Consider the following 19,852-nt stretch of genomic DNA (forward strand, 5'->3'; position numbering starts at 1 on the left):
GCCCGTGCAGCTCCGCGCCCCCGAACGGCGGCTCGGTTGTCCATGACCGGGCCGCCAACGCAACGCCCTGGCACCCTGGCCCACCCGGCAGCCGCCCAGCGCTCGCGCCAGACCACCTGCATTGCGTTGCTGGTGGCCATCACGTTCTTCATGGAGAACCTGGACGCCACCGTCATTGCCACCGCGCTGCCGCAAATGGCCAGCGATTTCGGCCAGAGCGCGGTCAGCCTGAACATCGGTATCAGTGCCTACCTGCTGGCCGTGGCAGTGTTCATCCCGCTCAGTGGCTGGCTCGCCGAGCGCTTTGGCCCGCGCCAGGTGTTCGCCGGGGCTATCGCCTTGTTCACTGCCGCTTCGTTGCTGTGTGGGCTGGCCGCCAGCCTGGAAGCCTTTGTGGCTGCACGGGTGTTGCAGGGCATCGGCGGCGCCCTGATGGTTCCGGTGGGGCGGTTGGTGGTGTTGCGCACCACCGAGAAAAAAGACCTGGTGAAGCAGCTCGCGGTCATCACCTGGCCGGGCCTTGTGGCACCGGTACTGGGCCCGCCGCTCGGTGGCCTGATCGTCACGCACGGGTCGTGGCCGTGGATCTTCTACCTGAACATTCCCCTCGGTTTGCTGGCCCTTGCCGCCGCCTGGCTTTTGATACCCGACACCCGCTGCGAGGCGCCGCGCCGCTTCGACACGCTGGGCTTCGTCTGGTTGGGCTCGGCCTGTGCGGCCTGGCTGGTGGGCCTGGAGCTGCTCGGGTCACTGGCCGGCGACAGCCTGGGGGCAGGGCTGGCACTGGTAGTGCTTGGGGCTGTGCTGACCGGGTTGGCCATCCGTCACGGTCGGCGCCACCCGGCCCCCCTGTTGCCCCTGCACACCCTGGCCATCCGAACCTTCAGGGTCAGCATCGTGGGCGGCACCCTGTTCCGCCTGTCGATCAGCGCGTTACCGTTTCTGATCCCTTTGCTGTTGCAGGTCGGCTTCGGCCTGCCACCGTTGGACGCCGGCCTCTTGGTGCTGGCGATCTTTGCCGGCAACCTGGCGATGAAGCCGTTCACCAGCGGGTTGTTGCGGCGCTTTGGTTTTCGCCGTGTGTTGCTGGGCAACGGCTTGGTCGGCGTGGCCTGCATCCTGGCCTGCCTGGGGTTGCAGCAGGGCATGGCGTGGTACTGGATGGCGCTGGTGCTGTTCATGGGCGGGCTGTCACGGTCGATGCAGTTCACCACCTACAACGCGGTGGGGTTTGCCGATGTGCCGCAGCAGCAGATGGGCGAGGCATCGACGCTGTTCAGCATGTGCTTCCAGCTGGCCATGGCGTTGGGGGTGGCGGTGGTAGCGCTGCTGTTGCGCGTGGCCATGCAACTGCGTGGCGGCGAGAGCGGGTTGACCGTTGCCGACTTCCACTGGGCGTTGCTTGGCCTTGCACTGATTGCCGGTGTGGCCCTGCTGGACGCCCTGCGTTTGCCGGCCAATGCCGGCGACCAGGTGTTGCGCAACTGAGGCAACGGGCTGCGTTGCAGCCCATTGCCGGCGAGCCCACAGCACGCGGGTGCAGCGCAAACGGCTGGCTTGCCGTCGCGTTCAGGCGCCGCTGACCAATTGCAGGGCCAACTGGTTGTGGCGTTCCAGCACCCGCGGCAGGTCGACCGTGGCCAACTGGCCGTCCTTGACCACCACGCGGCCATTGATGACGCTGGTGTGGACCTGGGTCGGGGTGCAGAACACCAGCGCGGCCAACGGGTCGTGGTGGCCGCCGGCGTAAGCCACATGGCCGAGGTCGAACGCGACGAAGTCGGCGACCATGCCCGGTGCCAGGGCGCCGATGTCGTTGCGGTTGAGCACTTTGGCGCCGCCCAGGGTCGCGATTTCCAGCGCTTCACGGGCGGTCATGGCGTCGGGGCCGAAGCCAACCCGCTGCAGCAGCAGGGCCTGGCGCACTTCGCCGATCATGCTGGCGCCGTCATTGGAGGCCGAACCGTCGACGCCCAGGCCAACCGCAACGCCGTGGTCACGCATCTTGCGCACCGGGGCAATGCCGGAGGCCAGGCGCATGTTCGAGCAAGGGCAGTGGGCAACCCCGGTACCGGTACGGGCGAACAGCTCGATGCCATGCTGGTCGAGCTGTACGCAGTGGGCGTGCCAGACGTCGTGGCCGACCCAGCCGAGGTCTTCGGCATACTCGGCGGGCGTCATGCCGAATTTTTCACGGCTGTAGGCGATGTCGTTGACGTTCTCGGCGAGGTGGGTGTGCAGCGAAACGCCATACTGGCGCGCCAACACCGCAGCTTCGCGCATCAGGTCGCGGCTGACCGAGAACGGCGAGCAGGGCGCCACGACGATGCGGCGCATCGACCCGTGACTGGCGTCGTGGTAGTCCTCGATCAGGCGCTGCGACTCCTTGAGAATGTCGGCTTCCTTCTCGACCACCGCATCTGGCGGCAGGCCGCCCTGGCTTTGCCCTACGCTCATGCTGCCGCGCGCGGCATGGAAGCGCATGCCGATCTCGCTGGCAGCATGAATGCTGTCGTCGAGCTTGCAGCCGTTGGGGTAGATGTACAGGTGGTCGCTGGAGGTGGTACAGCCGGACAGCAGCAGCTCGGCCATGGCGGTCTGGGTCGACACCGCGATCATTTCCGGGGTCAGCCGAGCCCAGATCGGGTACAGGTTGGTCAGCCAGTTGAACAGTTCACCGTCCTGAGCCGCCGGCACCACGCGGGTCAGGCTCTGGTACATATGGTGGTGGGTGTTGACCAGGCCCGGGATGACCACCTTGCCGGCCATGTCCAGCACCACGTCGGCGTGCTGGGGCAGGCTATCGCTGGGGCCCACTTGCTTTATCAGGTTGTCTTCGATGTACAGGCCGCCGTTTTTGATTTCGCGGCGTTCGCTGTCCATGGTGACCAGCAGTTGGGCGTTCTTGACGAGGAGGGTTTTCTTGGTAGCGGTAAATGACATGGCTTAAGCCCGTCGCAATACGCCAGGGCGATTACCGAGGTCGTAGGCGAACACGTATGTAATCAGGAATCCTGAAAGTTGTATACATCAGCGCTCGATTGATGAAATCGAGTCATCCGATTAGTGAAATAACACCTGAAATACGAATTAAGTTTACCAATAGACTGGTGACCTTATTTCTGGAGCCTGTCTTGATGTCCGCTTTCGAACCAAGCCCTGGGGTCGCCACCCCAAGCCGGCACGCTGCAATCAGCATTGCCATTCTGGCGTTTTCAGCCTTTTTGATCGTGACCACCGAATTTCTGATCGTTGGCTTGTTGCCCGCGCTTAGCCAGGACCTGGGTATTTCCATATCGCTGGCGGGGCAGTTGGTCACCCTGTTCGCATTCACCGTGATGCTGGCCGGCCCGCTATTGACGGCGGCGTTGGCGCACCTGGACCGCAAGCGCCTGTTCATCGGCATTTTGCTGGTCTTCGCCGCAGCCAATGCGCTGGCTGCTGCCTCCGACAGTTTCTGGGTGCTGGCCGTCGCCAGGGTGATACCGGCACTGGCGCTGCCGGTGTTCTGGGGCACCGCCAGTGAAACCGCCGGCCACCTGGCTGGGCGCGACAGGGCCGGGCAGGCCATTGCCAAGGTCTACCTGGGTATCTCGGCGGCGATGTTGCTGGGTATCCCGTTGGGGACCGTGGCAGCAACGGCGGTGGGGTGGCGCGGTGCATTCTGGATCCTGGCTGCGTTGTCGCTGCTGATGGCGCTGGCGATGTGGGTATGGATGCCGCACGTGGCGCGCACGGCGAAAGTTGACTTCATGCAGCAGGCGCGCATTTTCAAAGAGCGTTTTTTCCTGGCCAATGTGCTGCTGTCGGTGGTGGTGTTCACGGCCATGTTCACGGGCTACACCTATCTGGCCGACCTGCTGCAGCGGGTAGCGGGCGTGGCCCCGGCGCATACCGGCTGGTGGCTGATGGGCTTTGGCGCGGTCGGCTTGCTCGGCAACTGGATCGGCGGGCGGGCCGTGGACCGCTCACCGCTCAGGGCCAGCGCGCTGTTCCTGGTGCTGTTGGCCATTGGCATGGCGGCGCTGGTGCCGCTGGCCCAGGGGGCCGTGCTGTTCTGCCTGGCGCTGGCGCTGTGGGGCATTGCCAACACGGCACTGTACCCGGTGAGCCAGGTGCGGGTGATGAGTTCGGTCACCCATGCCCAAGCCCTGGCGGGTACCACCAATGTGTCGGCGGCCAACGCCGGTATCGGCCTGGGGGCCGTGCTGGGTGGCATGACCATTTCCCACCTGGGGGTCGGCTACGTGGGCTATGTGGCGGCTGGCATCGCCTTGCTGGCGCTGGCGTTGGTGCCCGTGGTGGGCCGGCTGGCGCCTCAGCCCGGTGCGCAGGCCCGGCTGCCGTGAGGCGCCAGGCGCGGTAGCAGGTAGTCGAGCAAGGCGCGGACCTTGGGTAGCCCTTCGCGGCTTTTCAGCCACACCAGGTTCATTGGCAAGCCGTCGGTGGCCAGCGCCGGCAATACTTCGACCAGGCGCCCCTGGTCGAGGTACTGCTGGGTCAGCCAGGTGGGTAGCTGGCCGATGCCATGGCCGGCCAGCACCGCTGCCACTTCGCCTTCGCCATCGCCCACGGCAATGCGCGGCTGCACGGTACGCCGCTCCATTTCGCCGGGGTGGCGGCCTTTGAAATACCACGGGCTGACCAGGCCGTCGGTGTGGCCATAACCCACGCAGTGGTGGTGCTCCAGGTCGCGCTCGTGTTGCGGCACGCCATGCTTTTCCAGGTAGCCAGGCGCGGCACAGAACATCAGGCGCTGGGCACCGAAGTATTGGTGGCCTAGCGCCGCCGGCCAGGCATCTGGGCCACCGATGCGCACCACGATATCGATGCCCTCGTGCACCGGGTCGACGAAACGGTCGGAGAACGACACATGCGGCTGCAGCAACGGGTGCAGGCGGATGAAGTCGAGGATCAGCGGCAGCACATGCAGGCGACCGTAAGAGGCGGGCAGTTCGATCCGCACTTTGCCATGGGGCTGGTCATCGCTGGCCGCCAGGGTGTGCTCGACTTCTTCCAGGTCGGCCAGGACCGAGGTGCAGGTGCGATAGAACACCACCCCCGCTTCACTCAGCGACAGGCTGCGCGTGGTGCGGTTGAACAGCCGGGCCCCCAGGCGGGCCTCCAGCCGGGCCACGCTCTTGCTGACGGCCGAGCTGGTCAGGTTGAGCCGCTCGGCAGCTGCCGTGAAACTGCCCAAGTCAGCGACGGCGACGAAAACGTCAATCCCTTTGAGGCGTTCGGAAGAGTACATGGGTGGCTTCTTTGATGAACTGGGTTCCCGGTTCGGGTGTGCCTATTGAAGCCTCGCACGTGGATTTCATCAATGAGTTTCGCCTGGCCTGGCCCGCAACGTGACCCGAAACGCCCGGGTAAGCCACAGCAGTACCAGCAGGCCCATGCCCATCCAGCACAGGCCAATGCTGAACGACAGGCTGGTCAGGCTACTCCACAGCCACAGCGTGCTGAGAAAACCCAGCCCCGGTATGGCGCCGTACAGCACCACATTACCGGCACCGCGCAGCTTGCGGTCGATGAGGTAGTGTTTGACCACCGCCAGGTTCACCGCCGAAAAGGCGAACAGTGCGCCGAAACTGATCATGTTGGCCACGGTGTCGAGGGTAATGACCAGGGCAATCAGCGACAGCAGGCTGACCACCAGGATGGCGGTGGCCGGTACGCGCTTTTTCGTTGCAAGCTGGCCAAACGCCCGCGGCAGCACGCCGTCACGGCCCATCGCGAACAGCACCCGTGACACGCTGGCTTGCGACACCATGGCCGAGGCGAAGCAGCCGGCCACGTAAGTGGCGGTGAATGCGCTGACCAGCAGTTCGCCGCCTACCCGGCGCATGACGTCCACCGAGGCCGAGTCCGGGTCGGCAAAGCTGCCCCAATCGGGGAAGACCAGTTGTGCGCAGTACGACACCACCAGGAACAGCAAGCCGCCGATCAGGGACACGGCAAGGATCGCCAGCGGAATACGGTAGGTCGGGTTGCTGGTTTCCTCGGCCATGGTCGAGACCGCATCGAAGCCCAGGAATGACAGGCACAGTACGGCCGCGCCGGTCATCACCAACGGCACGCTGAAACCGTCGTGGTGGAACGGCGCCAGCAGCGAAACGGGTTCGGCCTGGCCGCTCAGCCTGAGCGCCGCCAGGCCGACGAAAACCACGATGAACACCAGTTGCGTCACCACCAGGATCCAGTTGACGCGGGTGATCGACTCGATGCCGATCAGGTTGAGGAAGGTGACCAAGGCGATGGACCCCGCCACCCACACCCAGGCATGAATGGCCGGGAAGTATTCCGACATGTAGATGCCGATCAGCAGGTAGCTCAGCAGTGGCAGGAAAATGTAGTCGAGCAGCAGGGTCCAGCCGGTGATGAAGCCGATGTGGCTGCCAAAGGACTTGCGGGTATAGGTGTAGACCGAGCCGGAGTACGGGTGGGCCTGGACCATGCGGCCGTAGCTGTAGGCGGTCAGCAGCATGGCGGCGAGGGTCAGCAGGTAGGCAGTGGGCAGGTGCCCCTTGGTCATCTGGGTGACCAGCCCATAGGTGGTGAAGACCGCCAGCGGCACCATGTATGCCAGGCCGAACAGCACCAGGGCGGTCATGCTCATGGACTGGCGCAAACGCCCGCTGCTGGCGGCAGGTTGCGCGGTGGCGGGTGGGGTGGTGGGGTGAGCTGTACTTGTTGTTGTATGCATTGCTAACTCCTGGAAAGGGATGCAGGCCACCGCGGCAGGCGAGCAGGCTCGTTACCGGGGGTGTCGTGCAAGGAGGTCGAGCGCAAGGCTCGCAGCGCTGGAGCGGGTTGATGCTCCCACACCCCGCCAGCACCCGGAATCACCCTTTGGGGTGAGCCCAGGCAGCGGCCAGCCGGCTCACCCCAAAGGGTGATTCCGCAGGTTCCCCTGCCATGGGAGTATCTGCCCAACCACGCACCGCACTGGCGGCGGTGCCTTACTCCATATGGCAGGCCGACTGTGACTATCCAATTGCTTTCAGAACAGTGGTTCGAGCACCAGGCCAAGGTCACCGAGGCGATCGGCCGGCCTGGCTTTGCCGCCAATCTGTTTGCAGCACTGGGCGTGATCCGGCCGATCCAGGCCACCACGGTGTACCTGTACCCGCACTACGGCATGCCCTGCGCGCTGTTCGAGCAGGACGACAAGGCGCCCTGGCAGCCCGAGGGCAACGTCAGCCGCTACCTGTCGGGTTTCTACCTGCTCGACCCGTTCTACGGTGCTTGCGTGGAGCAGCTGGGGTCTGGCTGCTACGGCCTGTTCGAGGTGGCCCCCGACCATTTTGAGGTCAGCGAGTACTACCAGTCGTTCTACCGCCACTCGCACCTGGCAGACGAACTCAACTACATCCTGCAGCTGGCCCCCGGCCAGAGCCTGGCCGTGTCGCTGGCCTTCACCGACAAGCTCGACCCGCAAACCCGGGCGCTGTTCGGGCACATCACGCCCTGGGTGCTGGCGCTACTCGGCAAGCATTTCGCCGGCGTCGACAGCCGTGCCGGGCGCTTCGAAAACATCCTTGAGCAGCGTATTCACGCTGCGCTGAACAACTTCGGCAGCTCGTTGCTGACCGAGCGCGAATGCCGCATTGCCCAGCTGATCTTGCGCGGCCATTCGACCAAGTCGCTGGCCGAGCGCCTGGGCGTGTCGGAAGACACCATCAAGTCGCACCGCAAGAACGTCTACGCCAAGCTCGATATCGGCACCCAGTCCGAGCTGTTTTCCCTGTTCATCGACGCGCTGGCCAATGCCCAGGGCGTGCTGGGCAAGGACCCGCTGGAAAGCTATATGGGCAAGCGGCGCTGAGCGCCGCTGCCGTGCACCCCACCGCAAAGGAAAACCAACAATGAATGCGCCTTTCGCCCCGCAACGCCAGACCCGTGACTACCAGGCAGCCGACGCCGCGCACCACATCCATGCCTTCCTCGACCAGAAGGCGCTGAACGCCGAAGGGCCGCGGGTGATCGTCGGTGGCGAGCGCCTGCACCTGTGGGACAGCGAGGGCAAGCGATACCTGGATGGCATGTCCGGGCTGTGGTGCACCCAGCTCGGTTACGGCCGCCGCGACCTGACCGCCGCTGCCGCCAGGCAGATGGACCTGCTGGCGTACTACAACATGTTCTTCCACACCACCCACCCGGCGGTGATCGAGCTTTCGGAGCTGCTGTTCAGCCTGCTGCCAGGGCACTACAGCCACGCGATCTACACCAACTCCGGCTCCGAGGCCAACGAGGTGCTGATCCGCACCGTGCGCCGCTACTGGCAGGTGGTCGGCCAGCCGAGCAAGACGATCATGATCGGCCGCTGGAATGGTTACCACGGCTCGACCCTGGCGGCCACGGCGCTGGGTGGCATGAAGTTCATGCACGAAATGGGCGGGCTGATCCCGGATGTGGCGCACATCGACGAGCCTTACTGGTACGCCGAAGGCGGTGAGCTGAGCCCGGCCGAGTTCGGCCGCCGCTGTGCCTTGCAGCTGGAAGAAAAAATCCTGGAGCTGGGTGCAGAAAACGTTGCCGGCTTCATTGCCGAGCCGTTCCAGGGCGCAGGCGGCATGATCTTCCCGCCGGAAAGCTACTGGCCGGAAATCCAGCGCATCTGCCGCCAGTACGATGTACTGCTGTGTGCCGACGAGGTGATTGGTGGCTTTGGTCGTACCGGCGAATGGTTTGCCCACGAATACTTCGGCTTCCAGCCCGATACCCTGTCCATAGCCAAAGGCCTGACCAGCGGCTACGTGCCCATGGGCGGGCTGGTGCTGAGCAAGCGCATAGCCGAAGCCCTGGTGGAGCGGGGCGGGGTGTTCGCCCACGGCCTGACCTATTCCGGCCACCCGGTGGCAGCGGCGGTGGCCATCGCCAACCTGAAAGCCCTGCGTGACGAAGGCATTGTGCGCCAGGTGAAGGACGACACCGGCCCCTACCTGCAGCGCATCCTGCGTGAGGTGTTCGCCGACCACCCGCTGATTGGCCAGGTGCAGGGCGCAGGCCTGGTGGCGGCGCTGCAACTGGCAGAGCACAAGCCTACCCGCAAGCGCTTTGCCAATGAAAACGACCTGGCCTGGCAGTGCCGGACCTTCGGCTTCGAGGAGGGGGTGATCATTCGCTCCACCCTGGGGCGGATGATCATGGCGCCGGCCTTGATCGCCAACCACAGCGAGCTGGATGAGCTGGTGGAGAAAACCCGCATCGCCGTTGACCGCACGGCGCGCCTGGTTGGCAAGCTCTGACAGTCCGTCAGCACAACCGCTTGAAAGGAGTACAAATGTACACCCTCGAATTCTGGCAGCAACGCGCTGCGGACCTGTACTTGCCGGCCAGCGCCCTGATCGCTGGCAAAGCCGTGAAGGCCCAAAGTGGCGCGACCTTTGCCGCCATCAATCCCGCCACCAACCAGGTGCTGGCGCAGGTCGCCGCCTGCGCCCAGGCCGACGTCGACCTGGCCGTGGCCAGCGCACGGCAGGCCTTCGAGCACGGCCCGTGGGCGCGCATGGCCCCCGGGCAGCGCAAGCAAGTGCTGCAGCGCCTGGCCGAACTGATCATGGCCCACCGCGAAGAGCTGGCATTGCTGGACTCGCTGAACATGGGCAAACCGGTCATGGACGCCTACAACATCGATGTGCCCGGGTCGGCGCAGGTATTTGCCTGGTACGGCGAGGCGCTGGACAAGCTCTATGACCAGGTGGCGCCGACCGCCGCCAATGCATTGGCCACCATCACCCGTGAGGCCCTGGGCGTGGTGGCGGCGGTGGTGCCGTGGAACTTCCCGCTGGACATGGCCGCCTGGAAGCTGGCCCCGGCCTTGGCCGCGGGCAACAGCGTGGTGCTCAAGCCGGCCGAACAGTCGCCGTTCTCGGCCTTGCGCCTGGCCGAACTGGCCCTGCAAGCCGGTTTGCCCGAAGGCGTGCTGAACGTGGTGCCGGGCCTGGGCGAACAGGCCGGGCAGGCCCTGGGCCTGCACCCAGACGTGGATTGCCTGGTGTTCACAGGCTCCACCCAGGTGGGCAAGTACTTCATGCAATACGCGGCGCAGTCCAACCTCAAGCAGGTATGGCTGGAGTGCGGGGGCAAGAGCCCCAACCTGGTGTTCGAGCACTGCCAGGACCTGGACCTGGCTGCGGAAAAGGCGGCCTTTGGTATTTTCTTCAATCAGGGTGAGGTCTGCTCCGCCAACTCGCGGCTGTATGTGCAGCGTTCCATCCACGATGAGTTCATCGAGCGCCTGCAGGCCAAGGCCCGGCAATGGCAGCCTGGCAACCCGCTGGACCCGGCCAGCCGCGCCGGGGCGATTGTCGATGCCGGCCAGGCAGCGCGTATCCAGGCCGCCATCGACCGCGCGGGGCAAGAGGGCGCGCGGCTGGTGTGTGGCGGTCGGCGGTTGCATATCGGCGGTTCGGACAACTACATCGAGCCGACCATCTTCGCCGAGGTCGATGCCAGCATGAGCCTGGCGCAGGAAGAAGTGTTCGGGCCAGTACTGGCAGTGAGTGCCTTCGACAGTGAAGAGGAGGCGGTGCGCCTGGCCAATGACAGCATCTATGGCCTGGCGGCTTCGGTGTGGAGCGACGACTTCAACCAGGTGCACCGCGTGGCACGGGCGCTGAAAGTCGGTACCGTGTCGGTGAACACGGTCGATGCACTGGATGTCACGGTGCCATTCGGTGGCGGCAAACAGTCGGGGTTTGGCCGCGACCTGTCGCTGCATGCGTTCGACAAGTACACGCAGCTCAAGACCACCTGGTACCAGCTGCGCGGCTGAACCCGGGCCGGCGGCAATCACGACCTGCCGCCGGCCGCTCACTCATACGCCTGCACCCCGGCAATATGCCGCCCGGCCACGTAGCCGAAGGTCAACGCGGGCCCCAGGTTGATGCCGCCAGACGGGTACCAGCCACCGAACACACTGGCCATGTCGGTACCTGCCGCGTACAGCCCGGTGATCGGCTGGCCGCTGGCATCCAGTACCCGTGCCTGGCCATCGGTGCGCAACCCGGCAAAGGTGCCAAAGCAACCCGGCTTCACCTTCACCGCGTAGAACGGGCCCTGTTCGATCGGCGCCACACACGGGTTGGGGCCTGGGTGTTGCGGGTCGCCCTGCTTGCGGTTGAATGCGGTGGAGCCACGGCCGAAGGCCGGGTCCTGGCCGTGGCGTGCATGGCTGTTGAAGGCCTCGACGGTGGCGCGCAACCCGGCCGCATCGATGCCGCAGGCAACCGCCAACGCTTCGAGTGTGGCGCCACGTTTCAGGTAGCCACTGCGCACATGCGGCCACACCGGCAGTGGCGCCGGGCGGGCATGGCCCAGGCCATAACGGCGCAGGAAACGGTGGTCACACACCAGCCACGAACACACCTCCTGGTCCGCTGGCACTGCCGCGACCATGGCTGCCACATAGTCATAGTATCCGTGCGCTTCATTGACGAAACGCTTGCCGTTGGCCAGCACCCCGATGATGCCCGGTTTGCCCCGTTCGATGATGTGCGGGAAATGGCCGACAGTGCCATCGCCATGCGGCACCTGCGAAACCGGCGCCCAGGCCACCGGCGACTGCAGGTCGGTGGCCACCACGCCACCTGCTGCCTCGCCCAGGCGCAGGCCATCGCCAGAGCAGCCCTTTGGCGGCAGGGCCAGGGTGTCGTGGCCGCTGGCGTCGCGGGGGAACAGCTGCCGGCGGCGGGCAGCGTCGTGAGGGAAGCCGCCCGCTGCCAGTACCACTGCCTTGGCGCGGATACGCTGCTCGCCCTGCGGGGTCGTCACCAGCGCGCCGCACACCTGGCCTGCTTCGACCAGCAAATGCTTGGCCGGCGCCGACACCTGCAGCTGCACGCCCAGGTCCTGCGCCGACTTGGCTAGCCGCGCCACCAGTGCCACGCCGTTGACCAGGTGCATGGCCCGGCCATGGCGGGCCAGGTGGTACAGGTGCCGGCCGAAGCGCTTGCACACGTGCAGCAAGGCCTTGGGCGAACGGGTCATGTTGAGGAACGCGGCAAGGTCGGCGCCGGCCATGATCGGCATGCCCATGAACGAGGTTTCGCGCAGGGTCTGGCGCAGGCGTGGCAGCAGTGCACCCACCTCGCGGGCATCGTACGGTGCGGCAATCACCTGATGCCCACCTTCGGCGGCGCCAGGGGTGTGGCCGTGCATGTCCGGTATCGCATTGCCGTCGGCAAACTGCAGCGCCGTATGCTTCTCGAAAAACGCCACCATGTGCGGGCAGGCTTCAAGGAAAGCGTCCACCCGCTCGGCATCGTAATGGGCACCCAGCTCATTGCGCAGGTAGGTCCGTGGCTGCTCGATGTCTTCATCGATGCCGGCGCGGCGCGCCAACGGGTTGCGCGGGACCCAGGCCCAGCCACCGGACCAGGCCGTGGCGCCGCCCAGCACTGGCTCCTTTTCTACCAGAATCACCTTTTGCCCATGCCAGGCAGCTGTTACAGCGGCGGCCAGCCCGGCGGCGCCTGAACCTATCACCAGTACATCGCATTCGGTTTCGAAGGGGGCAGGGGGCATCGCACTAATCCTGTATTGTTATTGGAACGTGGTTCCATATTCTTAATTGGCCCGCCTGGATCCGCAAGGTCACGGCTGGCCGCCCGCGCAACAAGCGGGCGATAATCGAACACTTGGCAGGGCATTGCATGTGTACGCTACCGGGAATGTGGAATCATCTTCTAGAATTCGCAAAACGTAGCAAGGACCTGTGTCATGGCTGGTAGTCAGATCGAACGCGCCTTCAATCTTGTTGAGAGCCTTGCCGGTGAGCCCCAGGGCCTGGCATTGCAAACCCTGGCCGAGCGCCTGGATATCCCTAAAAGCGCCGCGCACCGCATGCTGGCCGAGCTGATGCGGCTGGGCTACGTACGGCAGAACCGTGACAACAGCCGCTATCAGCTGTCGGCCAAGCTGGTCGCCCAAGGCTTCCGTTACCTGGCCAGCAGTGGTGCCGATGTCATTCAGCCGATTCTCGACCGTCTGGCCCAGGACAGCGGTGAGCTGGTGCGCCTTGGTGTCATCGATGGGGGGCGGCAGACCTGGATCGCCAAGTCCCAGGGCGCGCGCTCCGGGTTGCGTTACGACCCGGACATGGGGCGCGACGCGCCGCTGTTCTACACCGCTTCCGGGCACGCCTGGCTGGCCAGCCTGGACGATGAGCAGGCGCTGCAGATGGTGCTGCGCCAGGGCATCGCCGACCCGGGCCAGTTCGGCCCGAATGCGCCGCGCACCACCGACGAGTTGCTCGCCTACCTGCGCCGCGCCCGCGAGCGGGGTTATGCCTGGGTCGAGCAAACCTCGGCGGTGGGCACCTCGGCGCTGGCTGCGGTGGTACGGCGCCCGCAAAGCGGCGAGGTGATTGGCGTGCTGAGCATTGCCGGGCCCAGTGCACGCCTGGCGCAAAGCCGTTTGGCCGAGCTGGCCCCTCTATTGCTGGCGGCCACCGAGGAACTGTCTGCCGCCAGCCACGCCAGCGAACTGTTTGCCTGAGGGATATTCCGGTCGATTACCGCACAGTCTGTTCAGCAGGCTCTTCTGAAAAGTTGAACCTGGTTCTAAATTGTCCAGTGTGAATTTTGGAACGCAGTTTCGTATTCGCACTACAACAATGACAAGAGGACAGGCTGTTGAACGCACCCCTTCGTATCGCCCTGGTCGGCGCTGGCATCATGGGCCGCCAGCATTATCAGCACTTGTGCAATGTACCCCAGGCCCGGTTGTGCGCGGTGGCCGACCCCGGCCCGCAGGCCGAAGCCTTCGCCGTCGACTGCGGCGTGCCGTACTTTGCCGACCACCGGCAGATGCTGCAACGCGTGCAGCCCGAGGCGGTGATCATCGCCAACCCGAACAACCAGCACGTGGCCACTGCGCTGGATTGCGTCGAAGCCGGCGTGCCGGTACTGGTGGAGAAACCGGTGGGCGTGCAGCTGCAGGAGGTGCGGGCGCTGGTCGAGGCGTCACGGCGCTGCAAGGTACCGGTATTGGTCGGCCACCATCGTCGGCACAATCCATTGATCGCCAAGGCGCACCAGGTGATCAGCGAAGGCAAGCTGGGCCGGCTGATCAATGTCACCGCACTGTGGCAGTTGCAAAAGCCCGACAGCTACTTCGACACCGCCTGGCGCCGCGAGCCGGGTGCGGGTTTTTTGCTGACCAACCTGATCCATGACCTCGACCTGCTGCGTTACTTGTGCGGCGAGGTGGTACAGGTGCAGGCCTTCACCCGCAACGACGTGCGCGGGTTCGCCAACGAAGACAGTGCCGCCGTGCTGTTGCAGTTCGCCAATGGCGCCTTGGGTAGCCTGACCGGCTCGGACGCCGTAGCGGCGCCCTGGAGCTGGGAGCTCGACTCGGGTGAAAGCCCGGTCTATCCGCGCCAGGATGGCCAGCCGTGTTATCTGCTGGCCGGCACCCATGGCTCGCTGAGCATTCCTCAGCTCAAGCACTGGCACTACGCCGAGCCGGGTTCGGGGTGGCACACACCGTTGTTGCAGCACCAGCACAGCATACCCGCCGGTGAAGCATTGACCCTGCAGTTGCAGCACTTCGTGCGGGTCGCCTGCGGTGAACAGCCGCCTTTGGTCGATGCCGCCGACGCTGGCCGCACCCTGGCACTGATCGAAGCGATCCGCCAGGCTGCCGCCAGCGGCCGCGCCTGTGCGCCCGAGCACATTGCCTGATACCCTCTTTCTGGTGACGACGAATGACTGATCGAATATTTTCCCTCGCGGCCCTGACGGTACTCGAACTGTCCCCGCCAGATATGGTCGAGGCTGCTGCCCGCGCTGGCTACAGCCATGTCGGCCTGCGCCTGGTGCCGGCCACCGAGCAGGAACAGCACTACCCGCTGGTGGCCAATGCCGATCTGCGCAGGCAGACCCAGGCACGCCTGCGCGATACCGGCATCCAGGTGCTGGACCTGGAGATCCTGCGCCTTAAGCCGGACACCTGCGTGGCGGACTTCGAAGCCATCCTGGCGGTGGGTGCCGAGCTGGGGGGTACCGAACTGCTGGTGGCAGGCAACGACCCGGACGAAGCACGGCTCACCGAGCGCTTTGCCGCGTTGTGCGAACTGGCGGCGGGCCATGGCATCCACCCGCACCTGGAGTTCATGCCCTGGACCGACGTACGCGATTTGCGCCAGGCCATGCGCGTGGTAGCCAGCGCCGATCAGGCCAATGGTTGCGTGCTGGTGGACGCGTTCCATTTCAACCGCTCCGGCTCTGCGCTGAGCGACCTGGCGCAGTTGGCACCGCAACGCATGCGCTATGCCCAATTGTGCGACGTGGCGGGGCCAGTGCCGGCCGACATGGACGAAATCCTGCGCCAGGCGCGTAACGAACGGCGCTTCCCGGGTGATGGCGATGCCGATCTGGTCGGGCTGCTGCGCGCGCTACCGGCCTCCCTCCCGCTGAGCCTGGAAATACCTACCCGGCAGTTGCTGGAACAAGGGATCAGCGGCGAACGGCGTGCGCGCATGGCGCTGGACCACGCCAGGGCGGTATTGGCCAAGGTCTGACAGTGGCCAGTGCGGCGCGGCGCCTTCGTTGACCGGTGGCGCAAAAAAAGGGCCCGCAAGGGCCCCGTAGAGGTAACTGAGCAGCGCCTCAGGCGCTTTCGACCTGGCGCGGCGCCATGAAGTACATCCATACCAGCCCCAGGAAGTACATGGCCGGGATCATGGTGAACAGCACGGCATAGTTATTGTGGGTAGCCGTCAGCACGCTGCCGACGATCTGCGTCATGAACATCCCGCCAATGGCTGCGCACATGCTGCCGAAGCCGAACACGGTACTCACCAGGTGCTTGGGCGTGTAGTCCATCACCAGGCTCCAGATGTTCGCCGTCCAGGCCTGGTGCGCCCCCACCGCCAGCGAAATGGCCGCCACCGCGACCCAGAGGCCGCTGGCGTTGGCGGCCAACACCACGCTGACCATGGTGCAGGCGAAGACCAGCATGGACAGCAACCGCGCCGTCGTGGCGCGCACGCCGCGGCCGATCAACCATGACGACAGAATGCCACCGCCGATGCTGCCAAAATCGGCCGTCAGCCAGATGATGATCAGTGGGATACCCATCTGGGTCACATTGATGCCTAGGCTGTACTGTTGGTTGAGGAAGGGCGGCAACCAGTACAGGTAGAACCAGAACACCGGTGCGGTGATCGCATAGGCTACCGCGAACGCCCAGGTCCCGCGCAGGCGCAGTATGCGGCTGAACGGTACCCGGGTCGGCTCGGGCTCGACAGCTTGCTGGATGTACTGCACCTCGCTCTGGCGCACTGTCGGGTGGTCTTCAGGGTTGTAGTACTTGAGCAGCCACAGCACTACCCACACCAGGCCCAGGCAGCCCATGGCGATGAATGCGGCCTGCCAGCCCCACACGGCCAGAATCAGTGGCAGTAGCGCTGGGGTTACCATGGCGCCGACATTGGTACCGGCGTTGAACAAACCGGTGGCGATGGCCCGCTCGCCGGCCGGAAACCACAGGCGCACGGTTTTCACGCAAGCCGGGTAGTTGGCAGCTTCGGTCAGGCCAAGGATAAAGCGGCAAACCATGAAACCGGCAGCCGAGGTGGCCAGGCCATGGGCGCCGGTGGCCAGGCTCCAGAGCAGCACGGCAAAGAAAAAGGCCCGTTTGACGCCGACCTTGTCGATCAGCCGGCCTTGCAACAGAAAGCCGATGGCGTAACCGACCTGGAACCAGAAGTTGATGTTGGCGTAGTCCATCGCCGTCCAGCTCATTTCCTTGGCCAAGACAGGCTGCATGATGCCAAGGGCGGCGCGGTCGATGTAATTGAGGGTGGTGGCGAAGAACACCAGGGCCAGCATGCCCCAGCGGGTCTTGCCAACGCCGAAGGCGGCGCGAAGCTTGTCGCCGATCGAACCCTGGGGCATCCGGGGCGCGGCGGGGTGAGTCTTGGAGTTGTTCATGACGGCTCGTTTCTTGAAATTGTATTCAACTGCGGTGCTGCGGGTGCGTGACCATTTCCCAGGCAAGGGTGCACGCAAGGCCGGTGCATGGTGAGCAGTGCGGGCGGCAGCGTCAATTCAAGAGGCGGGCTAATGTTCGGTTACCGAACGTTTGCGTGTGCCGGCGAGGCAGCGGGATTACCGCTGAGCCGGCGCTGGTTATTCGCGCAGGCTGCGTGGTAGCAGGGCACCTGGTATCACCCAGCTTTCCACTTCGGCGCGGCTGTACTGTCTGATCCACTGGCGCAAGGTCTTGTGCAAGGTGCTCTTGGCTTCGACGACTTCACCGGTATAGGGGTTTTGATAAAACTTGCTGAGCCGCGCCCGGAAACCGGTCGGTGAAACCAGTGCGTGGGGTTGCCGGGTGAACAGGTCGAACGTGTGGCGCTGCTCAGGTGCCATGATGCTCAGCACCTGCCTTAAGCCGAATTGATATTCGGCCAGCAGGTCGTGCAGTTTGCTTTCGAATTCCAGCTCGCGGCGAAGTTGGGGGTCAACCTTGATGAACTGAAGTTGGTCTTTCTTGTTGGCGAGTAGCCATTCGAGGGCGCGGAACTGGGCAAGATGAGACATGGGGCTTCCTCCAGTGCGTGATGGCACCAGTGTTAGCGCGCCGGTCAGAGCAACGCAAGTGGGGAAATAATTTGAGATTTTTGCAGGGCATTCTTCGTTGTTGGGTTGTACGAAAGTTCAGTTCTAAGTTGGGTTGTCAGTAACTTCCTACAGCGGTTGCCTTCTATAACTTCAATCAATGAATGCCTGGGGTTTTGCCTGTCAGGGCATCTGCTGAGGCGCTGCTGGTTGCTTGAGCCCAATGGTGTGCACGCTGGGGGGATCGGTTCTTACAAGATGTTTCATTGCAGCGAAGCGGTGAACTATCGGCGATGCGCAGGGCTCCTTTGCTAGGCGCATCCTGCGCACGGCTGATGGCTCCCCGTCAGCCTGGGTCACTGAATGAAAAGGAGGCACCGTGACCACATCCGACCACACCCTATACCGGCGCACCCCCAGCCCGCTGCACGCCCTGCTGTTGGCCGGCAGTGTGCCGTTGTTCCTGGGCGCGCTGCTGAGCGATATCGCCTACTACAACAGCTACCAGATCCAGTGGAGCAACTTTGCTGCCTGGCTGATCGCCGGGGCTTTGCTGTTCTGCGGGCTGGCGCTGCTGTTTGCCTTGGCCAACCTGATCCGCGCCGAACGCAAAGGCGGGCGCCCGACGCTGTATTTCGTGCTGCTGCTGGTGACCTGGGTGCTTGGCCTGATCAATGCCTTCGAGCATGCCAAGGACGCTTGGGCGGTGATGCCGGCAGGGCTGGTGCTGTCGGTGGTGGTGAGCGTACTGGCGTTGGCCGCAGCCTGGACCGGCCTGAGCAACCTGCGTTCTGGAGGTGAAGCATGAAGCCCTTGCACGCGTTGAGTGTATTGAGTGTGGCGCTGCTGTTGAGTGCCTGTGGTGGCGATGGCGAGCCTACCCAGGCCCATGGCCCGGACCCGCGCTTGCCCGAGCCACAACGTGGCTTGTTGCCGAGCATGAAGATCGCTCAGCCGGTGGCCTGGGGTGAGCAGAAACCGACCGTTCCCGAAGGCTACAGTGTCACGGCCATTGCCACCGACCTGAAGATCCCGCGCCAGAGCCTGGTATTGCCCAATGGCGACATCCTGGTGGCCGAAGGCAGGGGCGGCAGCGCGGCCAAGCTCAAGCCCAAGGATGTGATTGCCAGCCAGATCAAGGCCAAGGGCAACACCCAAGTCAAAGGCGGCAACCGCCTGACCTTGCTGCGCGATGCCGACGGCGACGGCAAGTACGAGGTGCAGACGGTATTCGCGGAAAACCTCAACGCGCCGTATGGCCTGGCTTTTGCCGACGGCAAGTTGTACGTGGCCAACCAGGACGCCCTGGTGCGCTTCAACTACACCGAAGGCCAGACCAAGGCCGACGGCCCGCCGACCAAGGTCACCGACCTGCCATCGCAGATCAACCACCACTGGACCAAGGCGCTGACGATCAGCCCCGATGGGCGCTACCTGTATGTGGGCATCGGCTCGAACAGCAATATCACCGAGCGCGGCCTGGAAGTGGAGATCGACCGCGCCATGGTCTGGCAGGTGGATGCCGAAACCGGCGCGCACCGGCCTTACGCCACAGGCCTGCGCAACCCCACCGCACTGACCATTGAGCCGCAGACCGGGCAGTTGTGGACAGTGGTCAACGAGCGCGATGAGTTGGGGCCTGATTTGGTGCCTGACTACCTCACCTCGGTGCGTGACGGTGGCTTCTACGGCTGGCCCTACAGCTACTGGGGGCAGAACGTCGATGAGCGGGTAAGGCCGCAGGCCCCGGACAAGGTCGCCGCGGCGATCAAACCCGACTACAGCCTGGGCTCGCACGTGGCGGCACTGGGTGTTGACTTCTCCATCCCGGCCATGGGGGAGGGTTTTGCCGACGGGGTATTCGTGGGCGAGCACGGCAGTTGGAACCGGCCGAACCCGGTGGGCTACAAGGTCATCTTCGTGCCGTTCAGCAATGGCAAACCGGCTGGGGAACCGATTGACTTCGCGACGGGTTTCCGGGGTGAAGATGGCAAGACCCGCGGTCGCCCGGTGGGGGTGACGGTGGACCCACGCGGTGCTTTGATCATTGCGGATGACCTGGCCAATACCGTGTGGCGGGTTACGCGCAATCGGTGAAGGTGGCCGGCTTCGCGTGCGGCCACTCATCGCGAAAGGCGGGGGCCGCGTTGCGGCCCATCGCCGGCAAGCCAGCCACAGGGATCGCATCAGGGCTGGCAGGTGTTTGTCAGAAGATATGCAGCGCCTGTTAGAGCGAGCGCCGCCCGCGCGGCGCAATCGCGAGCTGCGCTCGC

General features: G+C 64.7%; 16 protein-coding genes. 10 read left to right on the forward strand and 6 right to left on the reverse strand.

The features are described 5' to 3' along the window. Positions 1–42: 42 nt before the first annotated feature. Positions 43–1,488, forward strand: coding sequence for an MFS transporter (locus EGJ22_RS19345; RefSeq protein ID WP_223809597.1), 1,446 nt, complete (start codon positions 43–45; stop codon positions 1,486–1,488). Positions 1,489–1,569: 81 nt separating this feature from the next. Here the strand turns inward: EGJ22_RS19345 and EGJ22_RS19350 are convergent, their stop codons facing one another. After that, positions 1,570–2,943, reverse strand: a complete 1,374-nt coding sequence (locus EGJ22_RS19350; protein ID WP_029886070.1) for an 8-oxoguanine deaminase — start codon at positions 2,941–2,943, stop codon at positions 1,570–1,572. A 194-nt stretch (positions 2,944–3,137) separates the two neighbouring features. Here EGJ22_RS19350 and EGJ22_RS19355 point away from each other — a divergent pair, with 194 nt between their 5' ends. Further along, positions 3,138–4,349: an MFS transporter gene (locus EGJ22_RS19355; RefSeq protein ID WP_029886069.1), complete on the forward strand. Its 1,212-nt coding sequence runs from the start codon at positions 3,138–3,140 to the stop codon at positions 4,347–4,349. On the opposite strand, the gene EGJ22_RS19360 is transcribed toward EGJ22_RS19355, so the two are convergent. Continuing rightward, positions 4,319–5,254, reverse strand: a complete 936-nt coding sequence (locus EGJ22_RS19360) for a LysR family transcriptional regulator (protein ID WP_029886068.1) — start codon at positions 5,252–5,254, stop codon at positions 4,319–4,321. The two genes, EGJ22_RS19355 and EGJ22_RS19360, sit on opposite strands and share 31 nt — an antisense overlap. Positions 5,255–5,323: 69 nt before the next feature. Next, positions 5,324–6,709, reverse strand: coding sequence for an APC family permease (locus EGJ22_RS19365; RefSeq protein ID WP_029886067.1), 1,386 nt, complete (start codon positions 6,707–6,709; stop codon positions 5,324–5,326). 279 nt (positions 6,710–6,988) lie between these two features. Between EGJ22_RS19365 and EGJ22_RS19370 the strand changes: the two genes are divergently transcribed. Genes EGJ22_RS19370 through EGJ22_RS19380 form a run of 3 tightly spaced genes read left to right on the forward strand, consistent with a single transcriptional unit; the run spans position 6,989 to position 10,783 of the window. Further along, positions 6,989–7,831 (forward strand): helix-turn-helix transcriptional regulator, encoded by an 843-nt coding sequence (locus EGJ22_RS19370; protein ID WP_029886066.1) that lies wholly within the window; start codon positions 6,989–6,991, stop codon positions 7,829–7,831. A gap of 40 nt (positions 7,832–7,871) precedes the next feature. Beyond that, positions 7,872–9,254 (forward strand): aspartate aminotransferase family protein, encoded by a 1,383-nt coding sequence (locus EGJ22_RS19375; RefSeq protein ID WP_029886065.1) that lies wholly within the window; start codon positions 7,872–7,874, stop codon positions 9,252–9,254. 35 nt (positions 9,255–9,289) lie between these two features. Next, positions 9,290–10,783 carry an aldehyde dehydrogenase gene (locus EGJ22_RS19380; protein WP_029886064.1) on the forward strand — a complete coding sequence of 498 codons (1,494 nt, stop codon included), beginning with the start codon at positions 9,290–9,292 and terminating at the stop codon, positions 10,781–10,783. 38 nt (positions 10,784–10,821) lie between these two features. Here the strand turns inward: EGJ22_RS19380 and EGJ22_RS19385 are convergent, their stop codons facing one another. After that, the gene (locus tag EGJ22_RS19385; RefSeq protein ID WP_029886063.1) at positions 10,822–12,534 is read right to left on the reverse strand and encodes an FAD-dependent oxidoreductase; all 1,713 of its coding nucleotides are present in this window, start codon (positions 12,532–12,534) and stop codon (positions 10,822–10,824) included. A 195-nt stretch (positions 12,535–12,729) separates the two neighbouring features. Here EGJ22_RS19385 and EGJ22_RS19390 point away from each other — a divergent pair, with 195 nt between their 5' ends. The 3 genes from EGJ22_RS19390 (at position 12,730) to EGJ22_RS19400 (ending at position 15,535) form a co-directional block, all read left to right on the forward strand. Then, positions 12,730–13,506, forward strand: a complete 777-nt coding sequence (locus tag EGJ22_RS19390) for an IclR family transcriptional regulator (protein ID WP_029886062.1) — start codon at positions 12,730–12,732, stop codon at positions 13,504–13,506. Between the two features lie 137 nt (positions 13,507–13,643). Then, entirely contained in the window at positions 13,644–14,696 is a 1,053-nt protein-coding gene (locus EGJ22_RS19395) for a Gfo/Idh/MocA family protein (RefSeq protein WP_029886061.1), read from the forward strand. A 23-nt stretch (positions 14,697–14,719) separates the two neighbouring features. Continuing rightward, complete coding sequence (locus tag EGJ22_RS19400) at positions 14,720–15,535, forward strand: sugar phosphate isomerase/epimerase (RefSeq protein ID WP_029886060.1); 816 nt, start codon at positions 14,720–14,722, stop codon at positions 15,533–15,535. 88 nt (positions 15,536–15,623) lie between these two features. Here EGJ22_RS19400 and EGJ22_RS19405 read toward each other — a convergent pair whose 3' ends face one another. Then, positions 15,624–16,913: an MFS transporter gene (locus EGJ22_RS19405; protein WP_371921051.1), complete on the reverse strand. Its 1,290-nt coding sequence runs from the start codon at positions 16,911–16,913 to the stop codon at positions 15,624–15,626. Positions 16,914–17,147: 234 nt separating this feature from the next. Further along, entirely contained in the window at positions 17,148–17,561 is a 414-nt protein-coding gene (locus EGJ22_RS19410; protein WP_029885641.1) for a histone-like nucleoid-structuring protein, MvaT/MvaU family, read from the reverse strand. Between the two features lie 397 nt (positions 17,562–17,958). Between EGJ22_RS19410 and EGJ22_RS19415 the strand changes: the two genes are divergently transcribed. Both EGJ22_RS19415 and EGJ22_RS19420 read left to right on the forward strand, forming a co-directional pair. Next, positions 17,959–18,387, forward strand: a complete 429-nt coding sequence (locus tag EGJ22_RS19415) for a DUF2231 domain-containing protein (protein ID WP_029885640.1) — start codon at positions 17,959–17,961, stop codon at positions 18,385–18,387. Then, positions 18,384–19,676: a sorbosone dehydrogenase family protein gene (locus EGJ22_RS19420; RefSeq protein WP_029885639.1), complete on the forward strand. Its 1,293-nt coding sequence runs from the start codon at positions 18,384–18,386 to the stop codon at positions 19,674–19,676. Before EGJ22_RS19415 ends, EGJ22_RS19420 begins: the two co-directional genes overlap by 4 nt. The last annotated feature ends 176 nt before the right edge of the window (positions 19,677–19,852 follow it).

The sequence above is a fragment of the Pseudomonas sp. p99-361 genome, from assembly GCF_003935475.1.
Lineage (GTDB): Bacteria > Pseudomonadota > Gammaproteobacteria > Pseudomonadales > Pseudomonadaceae > Aquipseudomonas > Aquipseudomonas juntendi.

What these genes read in the sequence shown, in the direction of transcription:
- EGJ22_RS19380 (WP_029886064.1), top strand. Translation starts at nt 9,290, where the DNA reads ATGTACACCCTCGAATTCTGGCAGCAACGCGCTGCGGACCTGTACTTG.
- EGJ22_RS19350 (WP_029886070.1), bottom strand. Translation starts at nt 2,943, where the DNA reads ATGTCATTTACCGCTACCAAGAAAACCCTCCTCGTCAAGAACGCCCAA.
- EGJ22_RS19405 (WP_371921051.1), bottom strand. Translation starts at nt 16,913, where the DNA reads ATGCCCCAGGGTTCGATCGGCGACAAGCTTCGCGCCGCCTTCGGCGTT.
- EGJ22_RS19410 (WP_029885641.1), bottom strand. Translation starts at nt 17,561, where the DNA reads ATGTCTCATCTTGCCCAGTTCCGCGCCCTCGAATGGCTACTCGCCAAC.
- EGJ22_RS19360 (WP_029886068.1), bottom strand. Translation starts at nt 5,254, where the DNA reads ATGTACTCTTCCGAACGCCTCAAAGGGATTGACGTTTTCGTCGCCGTC.
- EGJ22_RS19400 (WP_029886060.1), top strand. Translation starts at nt 14,720, where the DNA reads ATGACTGATCGAATATTTTCCCTCGCGGCCCTGACGGTACTCGAACTG.
- EGJ22_RS19420 (WP_029885639.1), top strand. Translation starts at nt 18,384, where the DNA reads ATGAAGCCCTTGCACGCGTTGAGTGTATTGAGTGTGGCGCTGCTGTTG.
- EGJ22_RS19385 (WP_029886063.1), bottom strand. Translation starts at nt 12,534, where the DNA reads ATGCCCCCTGCCCCCTTCGAAACCGAATGCGATGTACTGGTGATAGGT.
- EGJ22_RS19365 (WP_029886067.1), bottom strand. Translation starts at nt 6,709, where the DNA reads ATGCATACAACAACAAGTACAGCTCACCCCACCACCCCACCCGCCACC.
- EGJ22_RS19375 (WP_029886065.1), top strand. Translation starts at nt 7,872, where the DNA reads ATGAATGCGCCTTTCGCCCCGCAACGCCAGACCCGTGACTACCAGGCA.
- EGJ22_RS19390 (WP_029886062.1), top strand. Translation starts at nt 12,730, where the DNA reads ATGGCTGGTAGTCAGATCGAACGCGCCTTCAATCTTGTTGAGAGCCTT.
- EGJ22_RS19345 (WP_223809597.1), top strand. Translation starts at nt 43, where the DNA reads ATGACCGGGCCGCCAACGCAACGCCCTGGCACCCTGGCCCACCCGGCA.
- EGJ22_RS19355 (WP_029886069.1), top strand. Translation starts at nt 3,138, where the DNA reads ATGTCCGCTTTCGAACCAAGCCCTGGGGTCGCCACCCCAAGCCGGCAC.